This window comes from Spirosoma sp. (genome assembly GCF_026391055.1).
Taxonomy (GTDB): domain Bacteria; phylum Bacteroidota; class Bacteroidia; order Cytophagales; family Spirosomataceae; genus Spirosoma.
In genome coordinates, this window is record NZ_JAPLET010000030.1 from 570,403 (window position 1) to 585,244 (window position 14,842).

The window sequence follows — 14,842 nt, forward strand, 5'->3', positions numbered from 1 at the left end:
CCAAAGATATTTGCGCCAACACGCATCAACGAAAATGATGAGCAATAATAGTACCAACTCTGAGATAAATTCTGCGAACGAGGAAAATCCTGTCGAGCCGAACCCCATCCGGCTGGATCGGATCGAAGATGCCATTGCTGATATAAAGGCAGGCAAGATTGTCTTGGTCGTTGACGATGAAGATCGGGAAAACGAAGGTGATATGATCTGCGCGGCCGAGATGATTACGCCCGAAATGGTCAATTTCATGGTGCGTGAGGCCCGTGGGCTTATGTGCGCTCCCCTCACGCAGGAACGTTGCGACGAGTTGGGTCTGGACATGATGGTGACCAGCAATACCTCGGTTCATACAACACCCTTTACGGTATCGGTCGATTTGCTGGGTAATGGCTGTACAACGGGCATCTCGGCATCCGACCGCTCGAAAACCATTCAGGCGCTGGTCGATCCCAATACCACCCCCGACGATCTGGGCCGACCTGGCCATATTTTCCCCCTGCGGGCCGTTGAAGGTGGCGTTATCCGTCGGGCTGGTCATACCGAAGCTGCGGTGGATTTAGCCAAACTGGCGGGTCTGTCGCCGGTGGGCGTACTGATTGAAGTACTGAACGAAGACGGCACCATGGCCCGTCTGCCCGAGTTGCGCGTACTGGCCGACCGCTTTGGTATGCGGCTGGTGAGTATTCAGGATTTGATCGAATACCGGCTTCGGACAGAAACGCTGATCCGGCGCGAGATTGGTGTCGATATGCCCACCCAGTGGGGGCACTTCGATCTGATCGCCTACAAGCAGAGCAACACCGGCGATACGCACCTTGCCTTGATAAAAGGAACATGGGAACCCAACGAGCCGGTGCTGGTGCGGGTTCACTCCTCCTGCGTAACGGGCGATATTTTCGGTTCCTGCCGCTGCGACTGCGGACCGCAGCTCCATGCCGCCATGGAGCTTGTCGAGAAAGAAGGCAAAGGCGTGGTGGTGTATATGTTTCAGGAAGGGCGCGGCATTGGCCTGATCAACAAGCTCAAAGCTTATAAACTTCAGGAAATGGGCCGCGATACCGTTGAAGCCAATCTGGACTTAGGCTTACCCATGGACGCCCGCGATTACGGTGTAGGGGCGCAGATTCTGCGTGATCTTGGTATCCGTAAGCTTCGACTGATTTCCAATAACCCGAAAAAACGGGCTGGCTTAATGGGCTACGGGCTGGAGATTGTCGACACTGTACCCCTCGAAATAAAGTCCAACCCGCACAATGAGCGCTACCTGCGAACAAAACGGGATAAGATGGGTCATACCATCATGAATGAGCCGGTGAATGAAGAACAGGAATAAGTGGGCAACTTACCCCTGACCAATTAACCACAAAGAACATGAACAAGCAATCATTTAAAGACCTCATAAACGGCGATAAGCCGGTTCTGGTCGACTTTTATGCCGACTGGTGTGGACCCTGTAAACAGCAGGCTCCTATTTTGAAGCAACTGACGGAGCGTTCCGGCGATAAGGTACGCGTGGTTAAAATCGACGTCGATAAAGCCCAGGCGGCTGCCCAGCAATACCAGATTCGGAGCATCCCGACCATGATTATGTTTAAAGACGGCAAGATCGTCTGGCGACAGTCGGGGGTTCAGCCGCTACATACGCTGGAAGGATTAGTGAAGCAGTTTGGCAGTTAAGCGTTGATACCAGCTATGTAAAGCAAAAAACCGACCACCATGGTCGGTTTTTTTACGTCAATACAACTGTCAATAGGTTTTGAGAAACCTACCGGGTGTTGGGTTTAAAAACCCGACATCACAATGCGAGCCCTAGTGTCGATCTGGTCTCCTCATTGAACATAGTCACAGCGTATGCCGATCAACTCACCAAAAGAGTGATTTAAGGCTTTAGTAGAAATCAGTTGACTCGCCCGACCGGGACGGTTCGACGGTCGGTATACTATATAGTTTACTTCTGCGCCAGCCCGAAGCCTTTCAGGTTCGTTAGCGCCGTGACGTTAATGATCTTCCATTGACCGTTAATCTTTTCGAGCGTTCTTGACTCTTTCGAGGTCGTTTTTCCGTGGCTATCCACGAGCGTCTGGTCATAAGCTACAAAAGCCATGTTTCCATTCTGGTGAATGGTGTAGTTTGAATTTTGCACCGTAACCTTATCCGATACTTTCGAGCTTTTAAACTGACTGGCAAACTGTTTTTCCAGGTTGTTCCAGCCTTTCACCAGCATAAAATCGCCCCCGTACAGATTGGCCGCAAAATGAATGTAGGGTGTATGGGCCCATGCATTCGACCACTCGGTCTTGTCGCGCTTAAAAAAGCCTTCTGTTTCACTGCGTAACACACGTTTAATGGCATCGTTGTCGGACTGGGCCAACCCACACGTAACGGTACTCAGCAACAAAGCGGTTACTAAAAGTGACGTTTTCATGACCAGAAAGTGTTTAGTGACACATCAAGTTAGCCAGAAAATATCAATAAACAACTATTATTTTATACGTTTCTCATACATAGGAACCATATTACTAAGGTGTCGAAAAAGGGATTTCAATAGCTCCCGTTGAGCATAGTCTGTGACTATGACGACCAACTATACCTTCTCCAGCAGTATATCCAAACGCCGGATCGACTGCACCATAGACCGGACAGTGTGGTAGTTTATCTTCCAGGAATGGCTCATGTGCGTCCAGATGGGCACCCCCTTTCGCGTCATGAGCGGCCACCACTCCCCTACCGGACGATTCACCATTTTGTCCATTACAAACCGGTGAACGTTCTCATACGCCCGCCAGTATTTTTCCTCGCCGAAGATTCGATACGCATCCAGAAAACCAATAAGTACTTCGGCCTGCTGCCAGAATTCTTTTTCGCGGTCATAGACCTTCCCGCTATGCGAGCCCTCGACAAAAACGCCCCCAAACTCCCAGTCAACACCGTTGTCGGCTGCGTGGGAAAACGCCTTCTGCAACTGACTGAAATAGGTCTCGTGCGGAATCTCCAGTATTAAGAGTGCATGGAGGAGCAACCAAGCAAACTCGGCGTTATGGCCGTAGCTGGTGTTATCTTCGGCGGCTTCTTTTGCACCATCTTCCGTAAAGCGGTCCCATCCCCAGATCACGTCGAATTTTATCTGCGGAGCCACCCGCCAGTCGGCCCAGAACTGCGGCACGCCCGTACCATATACGGGATGCATTACTTTACCAACCAACAGGCTGATCACTTCCAGGAGCTTCCGGCGGTGGATGGGCTGGCGCGTACACTCGTACAAAGTAGTAAAGGCCTCCATAAGGTGCATGTGGGCATCGAGGGTCTTACGGTTCCCCCCGGCAGCACCGGGCCCTTTCAGCGTCCAGCCGCGGTCAAACATTTCGAAGTACCCGCCATAGCAAGTATCGGCTCCGTATTTTTGGAGTAAATCAAAAACCTTCTGAGCATACTCAACGCCCCGTTGGTCGCCGGTAGCGAGGGTGTACTCACTCAGGCAGTAAATGGCGAAGCTTTGACCGTACACAATTTTCTGGTCGTTCGTTACCTCGCCTTGGCGGTTGGTCATCCAGTAGAAACCGCCGTGTTCATGGTCCCACATGCGGCTCAATAAATAGTCGACGCCATGCCGGGCCAGATCAGCCAGTTCACCCGATCCGTAGCCTGCCCGGTGGGCCGATGCATACGTGTAGATAGACCGGGTCTGAGCAATGAGCGATTTCTCATCTTCGCCCGAGTCGTGGCCATGCTCGTCGAAATGAGTAATGAAGCCCCCGTGTACATGATCGGCGGTGCGGGCTGTCCAGAAGGGCAGCAGCTCGGTGGTCAGGTGATTGTATAACTCCTGACGGCAGTGATGTAAGGTTTCGTTAGTCATTGGAATGGTAGGTATCATGCAGGGCAAGGATTTCGGATAGGCTGGCGGTACCCGTCTGATGTAGTTTCTGAACGGTTACCGCAGCCGCCATATTGGCAATATGCAGCGCCTGAGCTGGGGTAGCTCCGGCTCCAAGACAAGCGGCCCAGGTAGCCACAACCGTATCGCCCGCGCCAACGGTATCGAGTTCGCCCGGAAGGGGCAGCCCATCGACAAGCTGCTGCTCATCATCATCCAGGTAAAGAATACCCGCTGGTCCGCGTGTAATCAGCAGAGGACCTTTGCTTTGCGCCCGAAAGGCGTTTCCGTGCCGGATGCACCAGTCGAGATCGTCAGAGTCCGGCGCATCAATTGCCAAAAAATCCGCGAGTTCTTTGGTGTTCACTTTGAGTGTCGCTCCCCGAACCAGCGTTCCCACATCGCGCATATCGGCCAGAAACCGAACGGTCGGAAAACGGGCAATCAATTCGTTAAGGGCCGCAATCCGATGTTTGTTAAGCAACGGGTTAGCAAACTGCTGGTTGATGATTAACACATCTAGTTGAGCCAATAGCTGCTCCAGCCCGGCCATAAGATCCGTGAATAAGGCATCAGACAGGGTATTGGCAATCCCGAAGTCAATCCGATTAGCTTCCTGCCCGTTCAGGTTGGGTTTAGTATAAAGGCAGGTATCCCAGCCCGAATCGAGAATGTGTAGCTGTTGAGTAAGTACACCCAGCGAACCGAAGATGTTCTGCATTTCGCGCCCGAACAGGTCGTTACCCACGCAGCCCGCCACATGGCAGGTGGATACGCCCAACGCCATCAGGTTCTGAACCACGTTGCCCGCAGCGCCCAGAGAAGCCCGGGGCTGGCTCCCCCAGAACACATCCCGGCCGGTTTCCAGCGATTGTTCGCCGGTTTGGGTTTGCAGGGTGAAATATAAATCGAGGGCAAAGTCGCCAATCACACCGACTCTGATGGTTGAGAATCGCCGGAAGAGCGCACTGATTTCGGAAGATGTCATGAACAGACTCGAAGTTAAACTTGCAGGTATAAAGTCGGTTTTAAGGCGCGGGCTACTCACATCGCAAGTTTGTTCGTATACGAAGTAGTTTCACCTTATTTGTTGATTGGGGTGCCTGTTAACAAGTAGTATAGGTTACACGAGCTAAAATTGATGCTTAATAAGTGTCAAACATTGGTTAAATACCGATTGACCACATAAACGAGCCCTCTTTAAATTATACTATTTATAGAATTGGAGTAATTCGGCAGAATCTTCAGAATTACTTCAAGATTGACCAACATTTTTGCCGCATCATGAAGCCAGTGCTCCGCCTTTTATTCGTTCATAGTATTCTTTTTTGGGCTGGTTCGGCTGCGGCACAACAGGCAGCAACGGGCAGTGGTAACCGACTGATGGGGATGGTAATAGACGCCACGACCAGGCAAGTGCTACCGTTTGCATCGGTAGCCGTTATTACGCAGAGACAAGGAAAGGACAGTCTGTTGACCGGTAGCCAGACCGATGAAAAGGGTGCCTTTGCCGTCACCAATTTGCCAGCGGGTGTATTAACCGCCCGGATTACGTTCGTTGGGTATCAGCAGTTGGAACAGGTGATTCGCATCTCGCAGGCGCAAACTGATTTGGGTACGCTGGCCCTGAAACCTGATGCCAGCCAACTGAAGGAAGTACAGGTAACAGGTGAGAAAAGCGGCATCGACATGACTATGGAGAAGCGCACCTTCAATGTAGCCAAAAACCTAACTACCATCGGCGGAACGGCCGAGAATGTGCTTAAGAACGTCCCCTCCATCACCCTCGACGAAAGCGGTAATCCAAGTTTGCGGAATATGGCAACCACGATTTACGTCAACGGTAAACCTACCCAGCTGACGTTGGCCCAGATTCCGGCTAATCAGATTGAGTCGGTTGAGGTGATCTCGAATCCATCGGCTCGTTATGATGCATCTACCTCGGGCGGCATTGTTAACCTGGTGCTGAAGAAAAACCGGCTGCCCGGTTACAACGGACTGGTTAGTGTTGGTATCGGGAATAATTCCCGTTTCGATGGAACGCTCAATCTGGACTGGCGCCAGGGCAAATGGAACCTGACCAGCTTTTACTCCATCAACGCGACCAAAAATCCGGTGACGGGCTATGTGTATCGGACGAACCGGAACGCGGATGGGAGTCCGATAAATTACTTCAATCAAAACACCAACATCAGTCTGAACAATACGTTCCAGAGCGGGCGCATTGCGGCTGACTATGCCCTTAATAAGCGCAATACATTATCGCTGGCGGCAACGCTCGTTGGGGGCGAATTTAATACGGTGAGCAACCAGCCCTACGAGTACCGCTACCTGTCGCAGCGCGTGATTAGCTCCGGCAATCGGAACACCGTGCCGCATAATACCTTTACCAACCTTGGTCTGGAGTTTGACTGGAAACACCAGTTTGCCCGTAAAGGACAGGAGTTGAGTCTGGTTACGTCGTACAGCCGAAACCATCTGTCCAACGCAGCCGACTGGTACACGACGGCATTGAATGCCGAGTCGGGCGCAACCCCGGCGACGTCTCAGCCGGGTTTTCCCGAACGGGATAAAATTACGGGTCGCACCATCGGCGATCAGGTCATTGCCCAACTCGACTACACGCATCCGCTGGGCGATTCGGCCAAGCTGGAAATGGGATTGCGCAGTTACACTTACATCCGTGATCAGCAGTATTTTTTTAACAAGCTGAACAACGATACACAGGCGTATCAGTTACTGCCCAGCTATTCGCAGGACGCCCGGATTGCCGAAGCTGTCAACGCCATTTATGTGCTTTACACGCGCCAGTTTCGCCGGAATATCAGTTTGCAGGCGGGTTTGCGGTTAGAGCAGTCGAGTTTACACGGCACCTCCCGGCTCGACACGACGACGTTTGGCTATAACTATCCATCCGCCAGTGGGCAGAATCTGTTTCAATCCTTTTTCCCCTCCTTTGCCCTTTCGAAAAAGCTGAGTGAAAGCGCCGAAATTGGCCTTAGTCTAAGCCGCAAGGTAGGAAGACCTAATTTCCGGCATTTGTTCATTGGCATTCAGGCGAATGACCGGCAAAATATCACCATCGGCAACCCCGCCGTGCGGCCGGAGTTTGTCAATACGGCGGAGGTCAACTACAACAAGAGCTGGGATAGCCCGTTACTCGGCGCACTAAGCTGGCTGGCTACGGCCTATTACATCTACGAAGACCATACCATCAAACCCTTCACGCGCCCCTCGGCCACTGATTCGTCAGTGCTGGTCACAACGTTCATCAACGTCAAAGCTGACATCCGCTACGGGTTTGATAATACATTAAAGTTCAACATTGGCCCGAACCTGAGCGCGGTGGCTAACCTGAACGTGTTTAACGTAATTCTGCAATCGGTCGATCTGCAAAATCAGTTGGTTTCCTACAATGCCAAGCTGAATCTGACGTATCGATTCCCAGCCGCTATCTCGGCGCAACTAACGGGCACCAATGATGGCAAATCACCCTCGCTGCAGGGCTACCGGCAGGCCGTACGTGGCGTCGATTTTGCGGTTCGGAAAGGATTCTGGCAAAACCGCGCCAGCGTTACGTTCACGATCAACGACATGTTCAACTCCCGCCGGTTCATCAGCATCTACGATCAACCTGGGGCCTACCAGGTGACCATGAACCGCCGGGAGGTACGGTTTTATAAACTGTCAATACAATTGCCATTGGGTAGCGATACCATCAAGCGTAACCAACGTAAAATGGACCGTCCAGACGTAGACTTTAGTAATTAGCCATACCCACTATATCGTACGCATAACCGCTAAACGAATCTGTAGATATCGTTGACTGGTTATGCATTTCCTCATATACTATTCGAGTATTAATTAAGTATAAACTACTTATTATCAACTAATTAACTTAGAGTCAGTGCCCGATATAACTTGGAAATAGTCTATAAGTTTGTTGCTGAAAGAATCAAAACATCGTCGTATTCAGTAATGAACTATGATCTCTTTTGTTAAAAAGATTACGCTGGTTGCCTGTCTGTTGGTTGCTGGTAATGTGTTAGTTATTGCCCAGCCGACTTATTCATTTATTCAGAAAATCAGTCTGCCTACGGGTGAGGGGAAATGGGATTACCTGAAAATGGATGGTGAGTGGGAACGGCTTTTTGTCTCTCACTTCGACGAAGCCCCAGTTTTTCGGATAGACAGGGTATGCCTAGTTTGGTCGGCATTTACCAAACGTAATAAAGCAGATTAAGCAACAAACTGGTAACTCTTACCAGTTTGTTGCTTAATCTGCTTTATTAGTATGAAGTAACTACGCAGAATTAAATTTAGTCATTACCTTACTTAATTAGTTTAGCCTAAAACCCGTTAACCATGAAAAAAAGAACGTTCCTCAAATTATCATCGACCCTAATGACCGCACCTATACTCTCGCCACTTGCTGATCTGGCAGCACCCGAAAAATTAAAAAACTGGGCCGGAAACCTGCAATACAGCACCGATCGGCTGTATGAAGGCAAATCCATTGGACAGGTGCAGGAGCTTGTCAAAAAATACGATAAACTCAAGGTGCTGGGTACGCGTCATTGCTTCAACAGCATTGCCGACAGCAAAGACAATCTGCTGTCATTAAAGGCGATGGACGACGTCATTTCGCTGGATACAAAAGCGCATACCGTAACCGTCGACGCCAGTATGAAATACGGCCAGTTAGCACCTTACCTCGATAAAAAGGGCTTTGCCCTGCACAATCTGGCGTCGTTACCTCACATTTCCATTGCGGGAGCCTGCGCCACCGCTACGCATGGTTCGGGCGTGAAGAACGGCAATCTCTCGACGGCGGTGTCGGGCATGGAAATCGTTACAGCCGCCGGCGATGTTCGCACGCTTTCCCGGGCTAAAGACGGCGACACGTTCAACGCAGCCGTTGTTCACTTGGGGGCACTGGGTGTCGTAACGAAGGTTACGCTCGACATACAACCCACTTTTCTCATGCGGCAGGACGTTTACGAAAACCTGCCAATGGCTCAGCTCAAAGAGCATTTTGAAGCCATCGTTTCGGGTGGGTACAGCGTGAGCCTGTTCACCGACTGGCAGAAAAGCCGCGTCAACGAAGTCTGGATCAAGCGCCGAATCGACAAAGGCGTGAAGCTGGACGCGAAGCCGGAGTATTATGGGGCAACGCTTGCCAAAAAGAATCTGCACCCCATTGCCGAACTTTCGGCGGTGAACTGCACCGAACAGATGGGGATACCGGGGCCGTGGTACGAGCGCATGCCCCACTTCCGGATGGGCTTTACACCCAGCAGCGGTAAAGAATTACAATCCGAGTATTTTGTTCCCCGCAAAAACGCCGTCGAAGCGATCCTGGCCGTGGAACGGCTCAAGGCGCACGTAAGCCCTCACCTGATGATTTCGGAGTTACGAACCATCGATGCCGACAATTTGTGGATGAGCCCTTGTTACAAACAACCCAGTCTGGCTATTCACTTCACCTGGAAACAGGACTGGGCATCGGTCAAAAAGGTGTTGCCGATGATTGAGAAGGAACTGGCTCCTTTTCACGCCCGACCGCACTGGGGCAAGTTGTTTACCATGACGCCTGTGCAACTCCAGTCGCGCTACGAAAAGCTACCGGCTTTCAAGCAGCTGGTTACTCAGTACGACCCGAAAGGCAAGTTTCGCAACGATTTCCTGAATACAACGATTTACGGAATTTAAGCAAGCAACTTGATAAACACCGTTAAAACTCAACTGGGCACCCTGATTTCAGGGTGCTTTTTTATTGCATTATATCAAGACGACTGAAAACGACAAAATAAAGAGAAGGCCATTAAATAAGTATCGATTTTAGTCTGAGTTTAATCGTAAAAAAGAAAAATACAACTCTTTTACCTATTTCTCCAGACGGTTCTATTGTATCTATATATAATTAAAAAATTTAGAATAGGACAATTTTTTATCTGAAAACAAGGCGATTACCTACGACTTATATTGCCATAAGCTTGTTTCCTACTTTTTTGAATAAGCAGGAAAACAAGCCAGCGATTAGCGATATACAACTTGAAAAACTGGTAATCATGAAAACGACCTATACGTTCACATTTGCCTTATTACTTGTATTTTTTCACGTCACTGGCAACACTAAACCCATCAACCCACTGTGGCGGACCGGACAAATACGCTTCTGGAACAAACTGGTTCTGGAGGGCGATTTGGCCTACAACTGGTCGGCGGAGATGGTTTCCTTTCGGCAGTCGGATGGCCGGATGCAAACCTACTCGGCCAATCAGGTTGCCGAATTTAGCTGGTTCGACCAGGAGCAGAATAAACGTCGAAACTTTGTCTCGCTGGCAAGGCCGCTGGACAACGAACGAAGCAGCCAGCGTTTTTTTGAAGTTTGTATAGATGGTCCTTTAACGGTTATTCGGCGGTTTAGAAAGCCGCGTGGGCCGTTTAAACATGCATTTAGCCACCCGGATCATTCGTCTGATCAGCCCACCTTCGCGCAGGATACAGACAGGTTCGATTATTTTGTTTTCGATGCGGGTCGATTGCTGGCGCTAAATAACTTCCACGCTGACATCTATAAACCTTTAATGACCACTTACCACAAGGAACTACGTCAGTATATTCTGACTCATAACATCAATGATCGTGCACTGTCAGGTCGTCTGTTACTGATAGGCCGCTATAACTCAATGGTCCAGTACGATCCAAAAACAGCCTCGAACAAAGATCTCTCCGGGGCAAACGACTAAACATTAACGAAGGTCAACGTGTATCTTTGGCATCCGGCCGTTTCTCTGGTAAGGCCGGGCATCAACTATGTTCAACGTCCCTCAACCTGACCCCGCGCCAATTACCCGTCATTTACGGGCCATGTTTGGCTCACGTTTATTACTGGCCGCCGTCCACCACCTGAACGTCTTCGAGACATTTAGCGCCGGTCCGCTCCCCCTCGCCGACCTGAGCCGTCAACTTGACTTGAACGAACGGCCAGCTATGACGCTCTTTCCGGCCCTCTGTGCTATGGGACTGCTTCAATGGGACGAAAACGGACGGCTTGCCCTCACAGAACTGGGCCGTTTTCTGACAGTTGACCACGTACCGAACCTGACGGGCTACACGGGTCTGGAAAAAGACGATCCGGGAGCGCTCGAAATGGCTGTTCGGCTCAAAAACGACGGTCCGCTCCAGACCGATGATGGTATTTCATTCGTGAAAGAAGGCGAAGGGCCATCGCCCATGGACGACCCGGAGTTATCCCGAAAATTTACGCTGGGTTTGGCCGGACGCGCCCGGCACCTGTCGCCCCTTGTGGCGGCAAACTTACCGAAGCGCGAAGGCCACCTGCTCGACGTAGCCGGAGGAACCGGCTTTTATACCTACGAGTGGCTACTGGCCAACCCTACCTCCACGGCCACCCTGTTCGACCGGCCAGCCGTACTGGCGGTAGCGGCCGAACTGCTGGACGAATTCAGCCAGAGCGGTCGGCCGGGAGCGGCACAGGTAAAGGGTCGGGTTACATTCCAGCCGGGTGATATGCTGACGGACGAGCTTCCACAAACGGATATTCTGTTAGCAGCCAGCCTTTTCCATGACTGGCCAACATCTACCTGCCAGCTACTGGCCAACCGCTTTGCGGCCGCGCTTCGACCCGGTGGTGAACTGTGGGTACACGATGCATTTCTGAATGATACGCTGGATGGCCCGCTGGCAGTTACCGATTATTCAGCCCAGTTATTTTGGGGAACCAAAGGCCGGTGCTACAGCCGGACCGAGTACCGGGCCTGGTTTGCCGAAGCTGGTTTGGAACCAACCCCGGCAACCATTCCGACTCAGTTGGATTATAGCTTAATCTGGGCACGCAAACCCCTTTAGGATTAGCCCAATCCGGGAATCACGTTCAGCAAACTGCGGCCCTTTGTAGCCACGGCTTCGTTGAACTGATCGGTAATCACATTTTTTATGATCTCGCTGCGGTCTTTCTCCCCGCGCACGAGGGCTTTGGCAAATTCGATGGCCTGATCCGTCGTGATTTTTCCGGGCATGGGCGGCTCGTTGGCGTCGACAATAGCATCGACAACGACCGGGCCGTCGTGCGCCATCGCCTGCCGGATTATGGCGTCGGCATTTTTCGGATCGTCGATGGTGAAGCCGGTTGCCCCACAGGCTCTGGCGTAGGCCGCAAAGTCGATGGAGTGTAGATCGACGGCAAATTCGGGGTTACCCTCCATCACAATCTGCTCCCATTTTATCTGTCCATAGGAGTTATTGTGGAAGATAAACACCTTGATGGGCAGCTTATATTTGACCGCCGTAGCCAGCTCGCCCATCAGCATGGTAAAGCCGCCATCGCCCACCAGTGCCACCACCTGCTTGCCCGGATGCGCCACTGAGGCTGCAATGGCATAGGGCAATCCGGAAGCCATGGTAGCCAGCAGTCCCGAGGTAGAAAACTGCATAGTTCCCCGCATCTGAATGTGTCGTGCGGCCCAGGTTGTGTTGTTGCCGCAGTCGCAGGTAATAATGGCGTCGTCGTTGAGGAGCGGGCTAACGAGGTGCGGCACCACCTGTGGCTTCATGGGCATGACCTCCTGGGTTGCCCGCTCGGTGAGCAGCTCGTTCCAGTGCGTCATACGCTGCTGTGATTTCTCCAGAAAACTCTGGTCATCTTTGCGCTTGATCAATGGCAGTAATGCCTGCAAAACAGCCTTACTATTGCCCATTAGCCCAATTTCGACCGGCGTTCGTAGTCCAATATGCGCCGGATCGATGTCAATCTGCACGGTACGCGCCTGACCCGGTTTCGGGAAATATTCGAGATACGGAAAGCGCGTACCAATCATAATCAGCGTATCGCACTCCTGCATGGCATCCTGCGACGGGGCGGTACCCAGCAAACCCAGACCACCCGTTGTATGCGGGTCCGTATCGGGCACAACACCTTTGCCCAATAAAGCTTTGATAATGGGTCCGCCAACGGCATCGGACAGGGCCAGCACTTCGTCGCGGGCATCCAGACAACCCCGCCCGGCGAAGATAACCACCTTCTCACCGGCGTTGATCAACTCGGCGGCACGGTGCAGTTCGTGGACATCGGGCACGACGTTGTGGCTTACCCGCGTCGCGCTACTATGATTAGGTACGTTAGGCTGCGAGCGGATGTCGTCACTTACGGTCCATTCCTGGTAATCTTTCGGGAATGAAATATGAGTTACTGTACGCTGTCCCATCGACGTACGAACGGCCTGATCGAGGACATTTACGACATGGTCGGGACCCATTACGCGCTCATTATAGGCGGCCACATCGGCAAACACCTTCACCAGATCAACATCCTGCTGGTAAAACGTACCGCTGACATCGTGGGCCGTATGCCCCGTAATGGCCAATACGGGCTGCGAATCGTACTTGGCATCGTAGAGACCGTTGAGCAGGTGAATACCGCCACAACCCGATGTAGCCAGACAAACGCCCAGCTTACCGGTAAATTTCGCGTAACCACAAGCCATAAAAGCGGCTGCTTCTTCATGCCGCACCTGAATGAGCTGGATCTTATCCTGCCGTTTACGCAGCGACTCATAAATACCGTTGATGCCATCGCCGGGAAGGCTGAATATGGTATCGACACCCCATTCCAAAAGTCGTTCGACCAGCAGGTCGGCTCCTGTTTTTGCCATAATACGTGATGAAAAGAAAACGAGTAAACCCAGGCTTCCAACCACAACCGATCGACAGTCGAACCGCGAAGCCTGTACGTTTTCAACCACCCGCACACCATTGGTGTTTGATAACAGACTGAATATTAATAAATCTTAATGAGCGTACGGTATATACGTAAACGGCAACCACCTTATGCCTGCCACTCTATCCGGTAACATTTCTTGACCCACTCGCGCAACTCCGACTGGCCGGTTTCCGTATTGTACGAAACTCTAAACGGCTTTATCTTATGAAACTCCCACTACAGCTACTCCTGGCGCTGACACTATCAGTATTCTCCTGCAAAAAGGCATCTGATAACCTTATCCCCGCCACTGCCACACCCACCTTTGATGTAAAAGGGGTTATGGCTACCGGTAGTTGGACGGTTGGCAGTTTCCGACAACGGACAGAAGATAAATCGTCCGGTTTTAAAGGAATCACATTCGTTTTTTCTGCCGATGGCACGGTCACCGCTACAGAAAACAACAAGACAACAAAAGGAACGTGGGTTTACTCACCGGCGGTGACGTATTATGGTGGAAATGGCCTATCGTCTTTAACCATCAATATAGGAACATCGAAACCGTTCGATCTACTGAACGCAACCTGGAATATTAACGCAGCTTCGACCACCTCGGGCTTAAAACTAGACAACAAAGAGCCCGCCGAAGACGAGCATGTGGAATTTGTGAGACTATAAGCCAGGAGCACTTAGCTGTTTTTTTTGAACACGACCCGTTGCAGGTTGTCGACCGAGTAGTTCGTAACGCCCTGACTTGGCTCGGGCTGTTTCTTCCCGGATGTTACCTCAAAAATAAGCCTGTCGCCTAGTAACTCATAAGTCGATGTCAGGACAATTCCCTGTGTTTCGAAGACGCTGTACAGCTTGTTCCCGAACAGGTAATCGGCTAACACGACCCCGTCTCCTTCGTCGGTAACGTATTCGTGTTTAGCGGCATCTTTCAGGCGCAGCGTGTAATCTTTGACGACCGGCATTTTACTAGACAGATACTCGGTTTTCCAGGCCCAGGCTTTTCTTGGTTCGGCGACTGTTACCGTCAGGCGTACCGGAACACTGTCTTTAAGTGTGCCTTTGCTATATATGTGCATGGTGCCTGTCCAGGTACCCACGCAGGCATCAGCAAAAGCAGACTGTGCCCGGAGTTGGTAGCTGAGTACCAGACTGACAATGAATATGAGGGCAAATCGTGTCATAGAGGCAGGACGGTTAAGCGGATAAATCGGACAGGGCAGTAAACAGACCGC

The 14,842-nt window shown here is 51.3% G+C and carries 13 protein-coding genes; 8 read left to right on the plus strand and 5 right to left on the minus strand.

Translation table 11 applies throughout. The features are described from left to right. Positions 1 to 37 precede the first annotated feature (37 nt). Entirely contained in the window at positions 38 to 1,333 is a 1,296-nt protein-coding gene (locus tag NT073_RS31375) for a bifunctional 3,4-dihydroxy-2-butanone-4-phosphate synthase/GTP cyclohydrolase II (protein WP_297382171.1), read from the plus strand. Beyond that, a complete protein-coding gene (trxA, locus tag NT073_RS31380) occupies positions 1,330 to 1,677 on the plus strand; it encodes a thioredoxin (protein WP_297382173.1) in 348 nt (115 codons plus the stop codon). Before NT073_RS31375 ends, trxA begins: the two co-directional genes overlap by 4 nt. A 271-nt stretch (positions 1,678 to 1,948) precedes the next feature. Here trxA and NT073_RS31385 read toward each other — a convergent pair whose 3' ends face one another. The 3 genes from NT073_RS31385 to NT073_RS31395 all read right to left on the minus strand — a co-directional run bounded on the left by NT073_RS31385 (position 1,949) and on the right by NT073_RS31395 (position 4,862). Then, complete coding sequence (locus NT073_RS31385) at positions 1,949 to 2,425, minus strand: hypothetical protein (RefSeq protein ID WP_297382019.1); 477 nt, start codon at positions 2,423 to 2,425, stop codon at positions 1,949 to 1,951. 159 nt (positions 2,426 to 2,584) lie between these two features. Next, positions 2,585 to 3,856: an AGE family epimerase/isomerase gene (locus NT073_RS31390; protein WP_297382021.1), complete on the minus strand. Its 1,272-nt coding sequence runs from the start codon at positions 3,854 to 3,856 to the stop codon at positions 2,585 to 2,587. Next, positions 3,849 to 4,862: a PfkB family carbohydrate kinase gene (locus NT073_RS31395; protein ID WP_297382023.1), complete on the minus strand. Its 1,014-nt coding sequence runs from the start codon at positions 4,860 to 4,862 to the stop codon at positions 3,849 to 3,851. The genes NT073_RS31390 and NT073_RS31395 overlap by 8 nt, the downstream gene beginning before the upstream one ends. 296 nt (positions 4,863 to 5,158) lie before the next feature. Here NT073_RS31395 and NT073_RS31400 point away from each other — a divergent pair, with 296 nt between their 5' ends. The 5 genes from NT073_RS31400 (at position 5,159) to NT073_RS31420 (ending at position 11,749) form a co-directional block, all read left to right on the plus strand. Then, a complete protein-coding gene (locus NT073_RS31400) occupies positions 5,159 to 7,645 on the plus strand; it encodes an outer membrane beta-barrel family protein (protein WP_297382025.1) in 2,487 nt (828 codons plus the stop codon). A gap of 214 nt (positions 7,646 to 7,859) precedes the next feature. After that, a complete protein-coding gene (locus NT073_RS31405) occupies positions 7,860 to 8,117 on the plus strand; it encodes a hypothetical protein (protein WP_297382027.1) in 258 nt (85 codons plus the stop codon). 122 nt (positions 8,118 to 8,239) lie between these two features. Then, positions 8,240 to 9,586: a D-arabinono-1,4-lactone oxidase gene (locus tag NT073_RS31410; protein WP_297382028.1), complete on the plus strand. Its 1,347-nt coding sequence runs from the start codon at positions 8,240 to 8,242 to the stop codon at positions 9,584 to 9,586. Positions 9,587 to 9,945: 359 nt separating this feature from the next. Continuing rightward, positions 9,946 to 10,626 (plus strand): hypothetical protein, encoded by a 681-nt coding sequence (locus tag NT073_RS31415; protein ID WP_297382030.1) that lies wholly within the window; start codon positions 9,946 to 9,948, stop codon positions 10,624 to 10,626. Positions 10,627 to 10,693: 67 nt separating this feature from the next. Beyond that, positions 10,694 to 11,749 carry a methyltransferase gene (locus NT073_RS31420; protein ID WP_297382032.1) on the plus strand — a complete coding sequence of 352 codons (1,056 nt, stop codon included), beginning with the start codon at positions 10,694 to 10,696 and terminating at the stop codon, positions 11,747 to 11,749. A 2-nt stretch (positions 11,750 to 11,751) separates the two neighbouring features. Here NT073_RS31420 and NT073_RS31425 read toward each other — a convergent pair whose 3' ends face one another. Next, positions 11,752 to 13,551 carry a thiamine pyrophosphate-dependent enzyme gene (locus NT073_RS31425; protein ID WP_297382034.1) on the minus strand — a complete coding sequence of 600 codons (1,800 nt, stop codon included), beginning with the start codon at positions 13,549 to 13,551 and terminating at the stop codon, positions 11,752 to 11,754. A gap of 272 nt (positions 13,552 to 13,823) precedes the next feature. Between NT073_RS31425 and NT073_RS31430 the strand changes: the two genes are divergently transcribed. Then, positions 13,824 to 14,276, plus strand: coding sequence for a hypothetical protein (locus tag NT073_RS31430; protein ID WP_297382036.1), 453 nt, complete (start codon positions 13,824 to 13,826; stop codon positions 14,274 to 14,276). Positions 14,277 to 14,287: 11 nt separating this feature from the next. Here NT073_RS31430 and NT073_RS31435 read toward each other — a convergent pair whose 3' ends face one another. Further along, positions 14,288 to 14,791: a hypothetical protein gene (locus NT073_RS31435; RefSeq protein ID WP_297382038.1), complete on the minus strand. Its 504-nt coding sequence runs from the start codon at positions 14,789 to 14,791 to the stop codon at positions 14,288 to 14,290. Positions 14,792 to 14,842: the final 51 nt, after the last annotated feature.

Excerpts from the sequence above, each read along its gene's own strand:
- NT073_RS31400 (WP_297382025.1), top strand. The coding sequence starts at position 5,159 with ATGAAGCCAGTGCTCCGCCTTTTATTCGTTCATAGTATTCTTTTTTGG.
- NT073_RS31415 (WP_297382030.1), top strand. The coding sequence starts at position 9,946 with ATGAAAACGACCTATACGTTCACATTTGCCTTATTACTTGTATTTTTT.
- NT073_RS31430 (WP_297382036.1), top strand. The coding sequence starts at position 13,824 with ATGAAACTCCCACTACAGCTACTCCTGGCGCTGACACTATCAGTATTC.
- NT073_RS31425 (WP_297382034.1), bottom strand. The coding sequence starts at position 13,551 with ATGGCAAAAACAGGAGCCGACCTGCTGGTCGAACGACTTTTGGAATGG.
- NT073_RS31420 (WP_297382032.1), top strand. The coding sequence starts at position 10,694 with ATGTTCAACGTCCCTCAACCTGACCCCGCGCCAATTACCCGTCATTTA.
- NT073_RS31395 (WP_297382023.1), bottom strand. The coding sequence starts at position 4,862 with ATGACATCTTCCGAAATCAGTGCGCTCTTCCGGCGATTCTCAACCATC.
- NT073_RS31410 (WP_297382028.1), top strand. The coding sequence starts at position 8,240 with ATGAAAAAAAGAACGTTCCTCAAATTATCATCGACCCTAATGACCGCA.
- NT073_RS31375 (WP_297382171.1), top strand. The coding sequence starts at position 38 with ATGAGCAATAATAGTACCAACTCTGAGATAAATTCTGCGAACGAGGAA.
- NT073_RS31385 (WP_297382019.1), bottom strand. The coding sequence starts at position 2,425 with ATGAAAACGTCACTTTTAGTAACCGCTTTGTTGCTGAGTACCGTTACG.
- NT073_RS31435 (WP_297382038.1), bottom strand. The coding sequence starts at position 14,791 with ATGACACGATTTGCCCTCATATTCATTGTCAGTCTGGTACTCAGCTAC.
- NT073_RS31390 (WP_297382021.1), bottom strand. The coding sequence starts at position 3,856 with ATGACTAACGAAACCTTACATCACTGCCGTCAGGAGTTATACAATCAC.
- NT073_RS31405 (WP_297382027.1), top strand. The coding sequence starts at position 7,860 with ATGATCTCTTTTGTTAAAAAGATTACGCTGGTTGCCTGTCTGTTGGTT.